This is a genomic window from Actinomadura graeca, from assembly GCF_019175365.1.
In the GTDB taxonomy this organism is placed as follows: Bacteria; Actinomycetota; Actinomycetes; order Streptosporangiales; family Streptosporangiaceae; genus Spirillospora; species Spirillospora graeca.
This window is the reverse complement of record NZ_CP059572.1, coordinates 3079143-3093836: the sequence shown is the minus strand read 5'-3', so window position 1 is coordinate 3093836 and position 14694 is coordinate 3079143. Positions and strand designations below refer to the sequence as shown.

Sequence of the window (14694 nt, the reverse complement as noted above, 5' to 3'; positions counted from 1 at the left end):
CGGATCGATGTCGGCCGCATGGGGACGATTCGTCTCACAGACTCCTTGAAGTGCATCGCTGTGGGCTCTTGCCAACACCTTTTCTGGTCGTGCCGGAGCCGAGCGGAGGAGAGAGAATGTCAGAGCCCATTGGTTCGCCGTACCACCCGTCTTTTGTTGATGCTTTCGTAAGATGTGCTCGCGCACATCCCGACAAGACCGCGGTGGAGTCCGACCAGGGCCGACTCACTTATAGTGAACTCGACGTACAGAGCGGCGAACTGGCCTCCGCGTTGCGCGACGCCGGTGCGGCCCCGGGTGACCGGGTCGCTCTGGTCATGGATCGAGGTGTGCAGGTGGCGGTGGCCCTCCTCGCGACCTTGCGGGCCGGTGCGGTCTACGTCCCGATGGACATCTCGTGGCCGGACAACCGCATCCGCACGATCCTTGACGATGCGTGTCCGTCGGTGGTGCTCTGCGACGATGCCAATGCCGCCCGCAAGTGCTACTCCGCTCATCAGACCAGGGTCAGGGTCTCCGATCGCAACGGCGCCGTCTCGTCGGACCACGTGCCGGAATATTTCGATCCGGCATATATCATCTACACGTCCGGGAGTACGGGACGCCCAAAGGGCGTCGTGGTGCCACACGGGGCATTGGCCGCTCGCCTGTACGCATTCAAAAACGTTTTCCAGTTGACCGGCCAGGAGCGCTTTCTGGCGCAGTCGTCGGTGGCGTTCGACGCAAGCATCCTGGACATGTTCCTTCCGCTATCGTCCGGTTGCGAGATCGTGATCGCCTCCGATGCGCAGCGGCGCGACCCGGATGAACTGAAGAGCCTTCTGGAGCGCCGTTCGCTGAACGCGACCTTCGCCACGCCCACTCAATGGCAGTCCCTGGTCTCGGTGGGGTGGCGGGGATGCCCCGGCATGAAGATGCTTTCGAGCGGCGAGGCGATGCCGCCGTCGCTGCTGGCGGCGCTCGCCGACCGAGGGACGGTCTTCAACGCCTATGGACCCACCGAGGCGACGGTCGTCGTGTCCGTGGCGAAGTTGGGACATGGCGACGAGGTCCACCTCGGTAAACCGCTTCCCGAGGTGGAACTTGCCATCGAGGACGAGGAGGGGGAGCGTGTCACCGAGGTGGGACGTGTCGGTGAGCTCTTCATCGGTGGCCCACATCTTGCGTCGGGGTATTGGAACAACCCCGAACTCACCGCGGAGAAGTTCGTCGGGGGCCGGTATCGAACCGGTGACCTGGCATCGTGGGGCCCCGCCGGGTGCCTGTTCTATCACGGCAGAGCCGACGATCAAGTCAAGGTCCACGGTCATCGAATCGAGCTCGGTGAGATCGAAGAGGTCGCCCGATCGCAGGGGCTCGTCAACGAGATCAAGGTTCTCCTGGACGACCGGGAGTCCGTCAGACTGGTGGCCTTCTACGCTTCAGCGGGCCGGACACCAGACGAGATTCGAAGCGCGCTCGGCGCCGAACTGCCGTCTTACATGGTGCCGGGGGTCTGGATTCCGGTCAGGGCTCTTCCGCTGGGAACGACCGGGAAGGTCGATCGGCAGGCTCTGCTGGCACTACTCGCCGAGTGGAGGGCACAGGGATCCGCGAACGGTGACCGGTCGAGCACACCGCCGAGGATGCGGGTGGTGCCGGAATCGGGCGGACCGTTCGAAGCGAAGCCGCGGTCGAGGGCAGACTCCGTCGAGGCCGTCCTGCTCGGTATATGGCGGGACGTCCTGCAGATGCCGGACCTGACCGCTGAGAGCGACTTCTTCGCCAGCGGCGGCAACTCGGTGCTGGCGGTCCGCACCGTGAACCAGGCACGGGCAGCCGGTATCGCCTGCCGTACTTCGGACCTGTTCGCGAACCCGACGGTCGGGAAACTGGTGGCGGCCGGAAAGGCCCTTTCTGAAACATCGGACGCCCGGGCCGCGACTGGCGATCCGCAGCGGTTTGAGCTTTTGCCGAACGCCGAGCAGCTCCTGCGAGGGGGTGGGTTGGATGTGGCGATCGTACGGGATGCCTACCCGCTGACCTCCCCCCAGGAGGGAATGCTTGTCCGCTCGCTTGCAGCACCGGAAAGCGGCGATTACTTGATCCGAATCTGGTGTGACGTCCATGGTGAGATGGACCAGAACGTCTTCCGACAATCATGGGAAGCCGAGATAGCGAGCCAGGACCTGCTGGGTTCCGTCTTCCGCTGGCATGGTCCGTTTCCCTTCCAGGCGGTTCTCGAACGGCCCGAACTAAGATGGGAGAGCCACGACTGGAGTTCGTCGGGACGGCAGGCGGCAGAGGAGGCCTTCCACGAGTTGAGTAGCGCTCGTTTTGCGGCGGGGTTGGAACTCGACGAGAAACCGCCGTTGCGGTTCGACTTCATCGACTGCGGTGGGGAACGAAGTCGTCTGCTTCTCACCTTCCACCATCTGCTGCTCGACGGCCTGAGCATCCCGCTCCTGATGCGGCGGGTCCTTCGCCGATACAACGGCGACAGCTCTGTCGCGGAGGAGCGAGTCTTGCGTTTCCGTGACTATGTGGCCTGGTCGCGCCGGAGCGCCGGGGAGTCGGCGACCGTGTTCTGGCGGGACCATCTGGGCCACAACGCGAAGGAGGCCACAACGTCTCTGCTGGCCGATCGGCTGGAGAACGACGCCGGGACCGGTGCGGGAGGCGGGCACCTGACGAACGCTGTTCATCTGAACGCGTCCCGGTGGACCACCGTCGTTCAACGTTGCCGCCGAGCAAAGATCACTCCTAACGGACTGCTCCAGGCGATCTGGTGCCGGGTCACCCAGGCATACACCCAGGCGGACCGTGTCATCTATGGTCTGACACAGAGTGGCCGTGGCCCCGTGCCGACAGGGGTACACGAGGCGGTCGGTACGTTCGTCGCCACCGTGCCGGTCGCAGTCGACCTGGACGCTCACGACTCCCTAACCTCTATCAGCCGTTTCGTGCAACAGGTCAACGCCCGTGCGGCGGAACTGGACCATGTTCCGCTGAAAGAAATCCAGCGGATGGCCGGAGCGAGTCCGGTCCGCCCCCTCTTCGACTGCCTGCTCTCTTTCGACCAGGAGTGGACTCCGCTCACCATCGGCCGGCTTTCGGTCGTCTCCAGTGAGACGCGGGAGACGACGGAGTATCCGGTGACCGTCAACGTGCTGGAGCGGCAGAACGGCGCTTGCGATATTTCTTTCAGCTTCGCGCGCCGTCATGTCAGCGCCTTCCGCGCCGAAGGAGTCAGCAGCCTCTTCGAGAATCTTCTCGAGCAATGGGAAACGGGCGCCTCCGACCTCCTTTCGACGCTGCCCACCGTTCCGGCACGAGACGCAGAAGTACCCGTCGGCCGTGATATGCGACTGTACATCCTAGATCGGCGGCTGACCCCAGTGCCGATCGGTGCGCCGGGTGAGTTGTGTCTGGGGGGTATTGCACCGGCTGGCGAGAGGCCATTCGCTCCACTTGTTTCCGCCTCGTGGGGCGGTGCGCAGGGACTGATCCGTACCGGGCATCGGGCACGGCTGCTTCCCGATGGCGCGGTCGAGTACTTGGGTGTTCTCGCGGCCGAGGCCCACGGCCGGCCGCACCCCCACGAGTCGGCGCCCCGACCCGCGGGAGAGGCCGCGCATGCCGAGCCCTTCGCTGGACGGATCGGATCCGTTCCAGCGGCCGATCCTCCGCAGACCGTGGCCGAGCAGGCGATGGCTCGTATCTGGCAGGAAATTCTCGGTATAGAAGCCGTCGGCCGCGACGACAGCTTCTTCGCGCTCGGAGGCGACTCCATCTTGAGCCTCCAGGTGCTGGCCCAGGCAAGGGGAGACGGCTGGGTGGTGGATCTGCGCGACCTGTTGCGCACCCCGAAACTGCGCGATCTCGCCGGCACGGCTCGCCGGGAGGCAGCCGGTGTCACACTCCGCGACCGCGCCCCCGCCAGGCCCGCCCAGGACGGCCGTACCGGCTTCGAGCTCATCGGAAAAGCCGACCGGGACGCTCTTCCGGACGGAATTCAGAGCGCGTTCCCCCTGACCACCTTGCAGTCCGGCATGGTGTACCACACGCACTTGGATCAGCGCGGTGCGATGTACTGGGACGCCTTCGTCTACGAGATCGACGGTCCCTTCGCTGAGCAGGCGTTCCGCGGCGCCCTCGCGGGACTGGTCGCCCGTCATCCCCTCCTGCGCGCACGCTTCGAGCTCGCCGCCTTCAGCGAGCCTTTGCAACTGATTCAGGAGACGGCCGAGCCCATCGTGACCGTGGCGGACTGGCGCGAGGTGCTGTACATCGAGCAGCGGCGGCGGCTGGCCGCCTGGCGGGAAGACCTGTCGGTGCCCTTCGACCCCCAGCGGGCGCCGTTGTTCACCGTGGACGTCACCATCCTTGCCGATGACCGTTTCGCCGTGGGGCTGCGGCTGTACCACGCGATCGCCGACGGCTGGAGCCTGGCATCGACGATGACCGAACTGCTGCTGGACTACCAGCGTCGGCTCACCGGTGAGGGTGAGCCCATCGCGGCGCCCCTGGCGGACTACGCCGACTTCGTCGCCCTTGAGCGCGTCGCGGTGGCCGACCCGGGTCAGCGGGAGTTCTGGTCGTCATATCTGGGTGATGCGGAGACGATGCGCCTGCCCATACGCCGCAGGGTCACGGAGGTCGACCGCCGCGGCACGCGGGAGTTGCGCAGGTACGCGCTTCCCCGGGAGTTGGTGAGCGGGCTCGACTCCCTTGCCGCTGAATTGGACGTGCCCGTCCGCCGGCTCTTTCTGGCGGCGCACTTCCGGGTGCTGTCCATGCTCTGCGGGCAGACGGATGTCGTCTCGGGCGTCGTCATGAACGGCCGCCCCGAGATACTGGACGCCGACCGGATGATCGGGCTGTTCCTCAACGCCGTGCCACTGCGGCTCGAACTGCGCGGCGGCCGGTGGCGGGACCTGGTGCGCGCGGTCACCGACGAGGAGCTCACAGTCGTGCCGTACCGGCGCTACCCGGTCTCGGAGATCAAGCGGCATTGTGTTTCGGGGGACCTGTTCGATGTCGCGTTCAACTATGTGGATTTCCACGTCTATACAAGGGCCGCCGAGCGGCTTCACACGGTGCGGATCCGTGGGATGGAGCACCGGGACGTCATGAACTTCGCGTTCTGCGCGACCTTCTACCGTGGCTGGCCCTACGACAGCGAGCTCACCCTCGCCTACGACCCGGACCTTTTCGGCGCCCGCCAGATCGACGACTTCGGCCGCTACTATCTGGCGGCGCTGAGAGCCATGGCCGAGTCCGGCGACGCCGTGTACGAAGCTCCCCTGCTGGACGCGGAGGAAAGGGATCGCTTGACCCTTGTCGGCTCGCCCCCTGCCGACACCACATCACTTCTCGCCCGCGTGTGGGAGCACGCGACCTGTACCCCGGACACCCCGGCGGTCGGCGATGGCGTACGGGCCCTCGGCTATAAGGATCTGGCCGAAGTGACCATCGCCATCGCATCAACCCTGCGGGACGCACGCATCGGCCCCGGTGATGTGGTCGGGGTGAAGGTGCGCCGAGACACGCGCCTGCCGGCGGCCCTGCTGGGGGTCATGGCCGCCGGAGCCGCCTACCTTCCTCTCGACGGCCATGCACCGGCCGACCGCGAGCGCTTCATGCTCGCCGACAGCAGGGCTGCCCTCGTGCTCTGTGACGGTGACACCCGTGGCACGCTCTCCGCAGGGACGCCCACCCTGAACCTGGACGAGATCGAGCCATCGGGTACGCGGATCGGGGCTGCTCCGCTCCTCCAGCCGGACTCCTCGGCTTACCTGATCTACACCTCCGGCTCCACCGGATGGCCGAAGGGCGTGCTGGTACGGCATCGCAATCTGGACAATCTGCTGGCGGGGATGGCCGAGACCCCCGGACTCGGGGCGGCCGACCGGCTGCTCGCCACCACGACGATCGGCTTCGACATCGCGGCACTTGAGCTTTTCCTGCCACTGCGCCAGGGAGCCCAGGTCATCGTGGCCTCGGACGCGGCCTCGCGGGATCCCGTGGCAATCATCGACCGGCTGAGGGAGCACGACGTCACGGTCATGCAGGCGACACCGTCCCTATGGTCCCAGCTGCTGGACACAGACTGGGTCGGAAAGGCCGACCTCAAGGCGTTGTGCGGGGGCGAGGCCCTGCCCGCGGCGCTCGCTGAGCCTCTGCGGAGGGCCTGCGGCGAGTTGTGGAATCTATACGGCCCCACCGAGACGACCATCTGGTCTTCCTGCGCCCCGGTCGAGGCGGGGGAGCCGATCCGGATCGGCATGCCCATCGCCGACACCCGCATGTACGTGCTGGACGCGCACCTGGCTCCCGTTCCGCGAGGGACCACCGGTGAGCTGTGCGTCGCCGGCGGCGGAGTGGCGGCCGGTTACTGGAACCGTCCTGAGTTGACCGCGGATCGCTTCGTCTCCGACCCGTTCCACGGCGGCACCATGTACCGGACCGGTGACCTCGTCCGGATCGACGAACGGGGCACGGTCGAGTACCTCGGACGACTTGATCATCAGGTCAAGATCCGCGGCCATCGGATCGAGCTCGGAGAGATCGAGAACATTCTCGAACGACACCCCGACGTCGGCAAGGGGGTCGCCGCGTTGCATCGGCACCCCGAGCGGGGCGAGGAACTGGTCGGCTACTTCACGCTCTCAGCCGGGGCGCTGTCGCGGCGTTCCGTCGACCTGCACCACGTGCAGGTCGCGCATTGGGAGGACGTCTGGTCGTCTGTCTACTCCACAGGCTCCGGTCCGATGTCGTCCGGGTTGCTCAACCTGGCGGGCTGGACCAGTAGCTACACCGACGAGCCCATGCCGAACTCGGAAATGCTCGAGTGGATCGACGCGACAGTCGAGCTGATCCGCTCGCTGGGCGCCCGCCGAATCCTGGAGATCGGCTGCGGGACCGGCCTCCTGCTGGGCCGGCTGGCCCCGCACTGCGATCACTATGTCGGTACGGACGTGTCCGCGGCCGCTCTCGAGTACGTCCGCGAGGCAGTTCTGACCGCCCCGGAGCTGTCGGGCTGCGACGTACGGCTGGAACAGACGCCCGCCGACGACCTGACCCGCCTCGATGACGAGCGCTTCGACCTGGTGGTGCTCAACTCGGTGGTCCAGTACTTCCCTGGACGCGACTACCTCGACCAAGCAATCGGTCAGGCGGTCGCGATGGTCAACGGGTCGGGCCAGGTGCTGGTCGGCGACGTGCGGCACCTGGATCTGGCCGCCGCGATGTACATATCGATCGCGGACCACCGCGGTGCCGCGACTGGGTCGACGACCGATGAGATCGTGGCGCACGGCTGGTCGCAGGAGAAGGAGCTCCTGGTGGCTCCTGGCTACTTCACACACCTGAATGAGCCCGGCGTCACCCGAGCGGACATCATGTTGCGCCGTGGGACCACGCACAACGAGCTGACGCGGTTCCGCTACGACGCCGTGCTCCACGTCCGCGGCCACGTACCCGCCGTCGAGATCGACTGGCTGGAGCAGGACGCCCGGCCATTCGATCTTGCGGAGATCGAGCGGCACCTCGCCACCGGGGAGCCCTTCGGTCTACGGCGGGTCGCCAATGCCCGGCTGGCTCGAGAGAGGACCCTGCTGGGAGAGGAGCACTCCGAAGGCGAGGCGTCCGGGCTGGACGTCGAGGTGCTGAGCGTCCTTGCCGACAAGCACGGCTACCACGCCCGCACGAGCTGGGCCGCGGAATACCCGTTCGGCGCGTTCGATGTGGCCTTCGTCCCGCGTACCCGGGAAGGAGTACCCGACTTCCCCATGGCCGCGCGACGTGACCGACCGACCAATACGCCGCTGTTGCCGGAGGTGGAGCGCGGATTGGCGGGCGAATTGCGCCGGGCATTGACCGCCGATCTGCCGGAGCAGGCGGTGCCGACGCGACTGGTGTTGCTGGAGGCCATGCCGCTCACCCCCAATGGCAAGGTCGACAGAAAGCGTCTTCCCGATCCCCGGTCGGCGTCCGGTGACAACGCCTACGTGGCTCCGCGAAATGACGTCGAGCGGCGGCTGTGCGGGCTCTGGGCCGATCTGCTGGGGGTGGAGCGTGTGGGAGTGGACGACCACTTCCTGCGGCTGGGAGGGCACTCGCTACTGGCCACGAGACTGATCAACCGCGTCAACCGGATGTTCGACCGTGATCTGCGATTGCGTGATCTGTTCTCCGTGCCCACCGTGGCCGGGCTCGCCGCGGAGATCGACCGACGTGACCGGCCGCCCGGACACCCGCGGATTCAGCGCCGCCGACGTGGTTCTCGATGACCTCACCGAGCGACGACCGGAGATCTCCCATGCCGCCTGACATCCTTCCCTTGTCCTTCGCTCAGTCGCGTCTGTGGTTCCTGGAACAGCTGTTCCCTGGCAGGGCGACGTACCATCTGCCGCTGTTCTTCACGCTGCACGGAGTCGTGGACGTGGACGCACTGCGTACGGCCCTCGAAGTGGTCGCCGAGCGGCACGAGGCCCTGCGCTCCACCTTCCCGGACAAGGAGGGCGAGCCACGGCAGTTGGTCCATGACAGGACGGTGGTGGACTTCACGGTGGCCGACGTGGCAGGCGACGTCGACGCCCACCTGCTTCGGCTGGTCGCGCGCCCGTTCGACTTGGCGGCCGGTCCACTGTGGCGGGTGCGTCTCCTGCGGACCGGGCCCCGCGATCACGTCCTCGCTTCGGTGTTCCACCACCTGATCAGCGACGGTTGGTCGATGGGGATCTACACGAGGGAGCTGGGGCATCACTACGACCGGGCGGTACGCGGCGGCGGGGGCGTCCTGGCCGAACCGGAGATCCAGTTCGGCGACTTCGTGCTCTGGGAACGGGAGCATCTGTCCGACGACCGCCTGGCGCGCGGCCTGCGGTTCTGGAAGGAACAGCTGAACGGCGCCCCCGATTTGCTCGCCCTTCCGACCGACCGGCCGCGGCCTCCCGTGGCCTCCAACGCAGGACGGCTGTACGGTACGCGGCTGCCGCGCGAGCTGACACGGGACGTTCGCCGACTCGGTGAGCGAGAAGGTGTGACGCCCTTCATGGTGCTGCTGGCCGGGTATTCGGTACTGCTGAACCGCTATGCCCAGTCGTCGGATCTAATGGTGGGCGTCCCTACCGCCGGCCGCTCCCAGCCTGAGACCGAAGGCGTGTTCGGCTATTTCGCCAACACGGTGCCCCTACGTCTGCAAGTACACCGGCGCCAGGATTTCCGTGAGGTGCTCCAGCAGGTTAGGCAGGTCGCTGTAGACGCCTACGACCATCAGGACATTCCGCTGGACGTGATCGTCGACGAACTCGGGGCGGCCCGCGACCTGAGCCGCAACCCGTTGATCCAGACGCTGTTCGTGCTCTTGGAGAAAGGACGCTCCACACTGGGGGCCGGACACAGCGGCCTGGAGCTGCACGGGGTGACGACCAGTGCGCGTCGTCCTGTGACCGGTCACGCCAAGTTCGACCTATCGCTGGTGGCCGAGGAGACCGAGCAGGGCTACGCACTGGAGTTCGAGTACGCCACCGATCTGTTCGCTGAGGAGACCGTACAGCGCATGGCGGAGAGCTATGCGCGGCTGCTGGCCTCGGCGGTCGCCGCTCCGGATCGTCCCGTCGGCGAGCACGTTCTGGAGGCGCCCGCAGAGGTGGCCGAACGCGTCCGGGCCCTGGACGGCGCGAATCTGCCCCACGATCAAGACATCCTGTTGCACCAGTACGTCGAGCGCTTCGCGCGACGCACGCCGGACGCCCCGGCGATCCGAGAAGAACGCGGCGAACTGACCTACCGTGAGCTGAACGAGCGAGCGAACCGGTTGGCAAGGGCCCTGGCCGTCCGCGGCGTTGGCTCCGGCATCGTCGTCGGCATCGCGCTTCCGGCCGGAAGCGAATTGATCACCGCGATGGTCGCGGTGCTGAAGACCGGCGGAGCGCACGTCGCGCTCGACGTGGACCATCCGCGCGCGCGGATTCGGGCGGTCTTGGCCGACGCCGACGCATCACTCGTGATCACTTGTCCCGCACTGCGCGACGCCGTGGCGGGGATCGCCGACGCAGTGGTCCCCGCAGACCCCGTCGAACGCCAGGACATCGACCGGTTCGAGCCGACGGACCTGGCGGTGCCGGTCAGGGCCGACGAGATGGCGTACCTGGTGTACACCTCCGGGTCCACCGGCGAGCCCAAGGGTGTGCCCATCACACACCGCAACGTTACACGGCTGTTCCCAGCCCCCGACCCGCTGTACCGCTTCGGGCCGGACGACTGCTGGACGCTGTTCCACTCTTGCGCCTTCGACCTCTCGGTGTGGGAGATCTGGGGAGCGTTGAGCCATGGCGCGGCCCTGAGCCCTGTACCAGTAACGGTCAGCCGATCTCCGGAGGAGTTCGCCGAGTACCTGGTACGGCACGAGGTCAGCGTGCTGAACCAGACTCCGGCCGCCTACGAGCAGTTGCTGAGCCACTTCGTGCTGCGTGGAGTCCCGGAAGCACTGTGCCTGCACACCGTGATCTTGGGTGGTGAGGCGTGGGGGGCGGAACTCGCCGAGCGGCACCGGGCCCTGCTCGGCAGGACGGCGTTGTACAACGAGTATGGACCGGCCGAAGCGGCGGTGTGGACGACGCACCGCCGCGTCTACGACCCCGAAACCAAGCGGTTGCATCCGGTGGACCTGGGCGTGCCCCACAGTCAGAGCCTGGTCGTGGTGCTCGATGAGGACGGCAGACCCGCACTTCCCGGGACTGTCGGCGAGCTTTGCCTCGGGGGAGAGGGACTGACCCGAGGGTACTGGAAGCGGCCGGAGCTGGATGCGGGGGCGTTCTTCGAGACGGTCCTGCCCGGGGGCGGGACGCACCGGCTCTACCGCACCGGGGACCTGGGCCGTTACACCGCCGACGGCAGGGTGGAGTTCGTCGGTCGCAAGGACCGTCAGGTCAAGATCCGTGGCTATCGGATCGAGTTGCGCGAGGTGGAGAGCGCGCTACTGGCCCTGCCCGGGGTCCGGGAGGCCCTCGTCACCGTCGCCGACGGGCTGAGTCTGGTGGCGCATGTGGTGCCCGGGCTCGGAGCCGACGTGACCGAGGCCAGTGTGGCCGAGGGGCTGAGGGCCAAGTTGCCCCTCTACATGGTCCCCTCCCGCATGGTCCTGCTGGACGCCTTCCCGCTGACCGCCAATGGAAAGATCGACCACGACCGTTTGCCCGCGCCGCGTCCCGTCCGCCGTGCCGTCCACGTCGAGCCGGGCACCCCGACCGAGAGGACGGTCACCGAGGTGTTCGCCGAGATCCTCGGCATCGCCCCCTTCTCGGCCGAGGCCGACTTCTTCGATCATGGCGGACACTCGCTGCTGGCGACCCAGGCGGCGGCCAAGATCGCCGGGCGGACGGGCCTGCCCTGCCCTGTCCGGGCGCTGTTCGAGTGCGGCACGCCCGTCGCACTGGCCCGGCGGCTCGACGACGCACGGGCCGAGGCGGGCATGCTTCCGGACCCGACCGGACCCGTGCTACCCGAGGTCGTCGCCGATCCGGATCGGCGGCACGAGCCCTTCCCTCTGACCGACGTGCAACAGGCGTACTGGGTGGGGCGGACGGGAGCGCTGGACTTCGGCGAGGTCTCCGTCCACTGCTACGTCGAGTACGACGTGCCGGATCTGGACGTCGCCCGCCTGGAGCGCGCGTTCAACCGGCTCGTCCTGCGGCACGAGGCGCTGCGGCTGGTGGTGGAGGAGGGCCGCCAGCGCATCCTTCCGGAGGTCCCCGTTTACCGCATCGAGATCACCGACCTGGAAGGGCACGAGCCGGAGGCCGCCGAGCGGGCGCTCGCGACCATCCGTGAGCGGATGGCACACCAGGTGCTGCCCAGCGAATGCTGGCCGCTGTTCGAGATCGTGGCGAGCCGCCTGCCGAACGGCCACCGGCTGCACCTCAGCCTGGACGCGCTTGTGCTGGACGCCTGGAGCCTGAACCTGATCCTCAACGAATGGGCGCTGCTCTACCGCGAGGAGACCACGGAACTCCCGGTCTTGGAACTCAGCGTGCGCGACTATGTTCTGGCGGAGCAGGCGGTCACTGAGACGGAGGCGTTCCGGCAGTCCAGAGACTACTGGACTGCCAGGCTGGACACCTTGCCCAGTGCTCCGGTGCTCCCGCTGGCGCGAACCGTCTCGACCGGGCCGTACCGCTTCGACCGGGTGGAGCTTCGTCTCTCGGCAGCTGAACTACGGGCTCTGCGGGAGGGGGCCGAGCGCCACGGCCTCTCCCTGTCGGCGGTCCTGGCGGCGGCCTTCGGTGACACGCTCGCCACCTGGAGCGCTGAGCCGCACTTCACCGTGACCATGACCCTCTTCAACCGTCTGCCGGTCCATCCGCAGATCAACCAGATCGCCGGCGACTTCACCTCGGTGAACCTGCTGGAGCTTGACTTGTCGGAGCCGGACGTGCCGTTCTCGGAACGCGCGGCGCAGACCCAGCGGCGCCTTTGGGAGGACCTCGACCACCGCTGTTTCAATGGAGTCCGCGTCCTGCGTGAGCTCGGGAGGAGACGAAGGCTCGACGGGGGACCGCTGATGCCGGTGGTGTTCACCTGCCTGCTGGGCGGTGAGGGGCAGGCGTGCGAATGGGAGGATCTCTTCCCCGACGAGGTCTTCAACATTACCCAGACGCCCCAGGTGTGGCTGGACTACCAGGTTTACGAGTCTCGCGGCGAACTGGTGGTCTGCTGGGACCACTTGGCGGGGCTCTTTCCCGACGGCCTCGTACACGATATGCACGCGGTCTACTGTGCAGCGCTGCGCGCTCTTGCGGATGACGAGGGTGCCTGGCGAGCGGTGCGGCTCGCCTCGCTTCCGCCTGAGCAGACCCGGCGCAGGGCAGACGTCAACGAGACCGCCTGGGCTCAACCGGGCAGGCTCCTTCATCAGCTCTTCGAGGACCAGGCCGCGGCGGCCCCCGACGCCGTCGCAGTGGTCGCCGAGGATCACACCCTGAGTTATCGGCAACTCAACATCGCCGCGAACCGGGTGGCCCGGCGGCTGACGGCCGCGGGTGTCGGGCCGGGGGACCGCGTGGCGGTCCTCGTCGGCAAGGGGTGGCGCCAGGTAGCGGCGGTCCTGGCAATTCTCAAGGCGGGCGGGGCCTATCTGCCGCTCGATTCCGGTGCGCCACAGCGACGAGTAGAGCTCATGCTCCAACAGGCCGAGGCGCGCGGGGTCCTGGCGGCTCCGGACGTGCTCGACCGTGTCACCGGCCTGACGGAATGGTGCTCGCCGGGCGCCGCAGCCGTGCTTTCGATGGGCGAGGATCTGCTGGAGCGTGCCGCCGAGGACGAGGACATCACCGATCCGGCGGCCTGCCGGTCCCTCACCGACCTCGCGTACGTGATCTTCACCTCCGGGTCCACCGGCGAGCCCAAAGGCGTGATGATCGACCACCGGGGTGTGGTGAACACCGTCCTGGACATCAACGACCGTTTCGGAGTCGGTCCGGAGGACCGGGTCCTGGCGTTGTCGGCCCTCGGATTCGACCTCAGCGTGTACGACGTCTTCGGCCCGCTGGCAGCGGGCGGCGCGGTGGTCGTCCCACCGGACGACCAGGTGCGCGAGCCGGCGCTGTGGGCCCGCTGGCTGGTCGACCACCGCGTCACGGTGTGGAACACGGTGCCCATGCTGATGGAGATGTTCGTGGAGGCTTTGAACGGTCGCCACGACCGTATCCCGGACGACCTGACGAACACCCTGCGGTTGATCCTGCTCAGTGGAGACTGGATCCCGACGGATCTGCCCGGCCGGGTGTCGGAGGTCTTCGGCGACCCGCGCGTGGTGAGTCTCGGTGGCGCCACCGAGGCCTCGATCTGGTCGATCCTCCACGAGGTCGACGACGTGGACCCGCAGTGGAAGAGCATCCCGTACGGACGGCCGCTCCGTAACCAGACGTTCCACGTGCTCGACAGGGACATGCGCCCCCGTCCCGATCATGTGCCCGGCGATCTCTACATCGGCGGAATCGGCTTGGCCCAGGGCTACTGGCGCGACGCGGAGCGAACGAACGCGGCCTTCGTCCTCCATCCGCACACCGGTGAACGGCTGTACCGCACCGGTGACCTCGGGCGATACCTACCGAGCGGTGACATCGAGTTCCTGGGCCGCGACGATCTGCAGGTCAAGGTGGGCGGCCATCGGATCGAGCTCGGCGAGATCGAACATTGTCTGGCCCAGGTGCCGGGACTGCGGCAGGGGCTGGCGCACGTCTTCACACCGGACGGGCGAACCCCGCGGCTGGTCGCGTACCTGCATGCCGACGTGCCGGACGCAGATGACGAGGCCGAGGCGGCGGCGGTCGAGTTCAGGATCGGGCAGCATGGGCTACGCGTCGTCGACGGAATATGCCAACCCATCGAGGCCGACCCTGACGTGAAGGCCCTGAGCTCGCGAAAGAGCTTCCGGGTCTTCACGGGGGCGCCGGTACGGCGGGGACTGGCCGCCTGGCTCACCGAGGCGCTCGCGCCCAGGCCAGCCCGGGGCGCCGAGTGGACGATCAATGAGGCCATCCGGCCACTGCTGGCCTGCTGGACAGAAGAGTCCGCGCTGCCTAGACGGCGCTACGGATCGGCTGGCGCGCTGTATCCGGTCCAGACCTACCTCGTCAGCGGCAAGAATACATCGGACGTGCCGGCAGGGGTCTTCTACCTCGACCCTGTAAAACGCCAATGGGGCCA

The 14694-nt window shown here is 67.4% G+C and carries 1 protein-coding gene and 2 pseudogenes; all 3 read left to right on the top strand.

Features of this window, described 5'->3' with window-relative positions:
• Positions 1 to 116: 116 nt before the first annotated feature.
• On the top strand, positions 117 to 8273 hold the full coding sequence (locus AGRA3207_RS13615; protein ID WP_231334989.1) for a non-ribosomal peptide synthetase: 8157 nt from the start codon (positions 117 to 119) through the stop codon (positions 8271 to 8273).
• Positions 8270 to 12505 (top strand): annotated as a pseudogene (locus AGRA3207_RS40475) (amino acid adenylation domain-containing protein); the annotation flags it as partial. The gene AGRA3207_RS13615 and the pseudogene AGRA3207_RS40475, both read left to right, overlap by 4 nt.
• Positions 12506 to 12547: 42 nt before the next feature.
• A pseudogene (locus tag AGRA3207_RS40470) lies at positions 12548 to 14242 on the top strand (amino acid adenylation domain-containing protein); the annotation flags it as partial.
• Between the last annotated feature and the right edge of the window lie 452 nt (positions 14243 to 14694).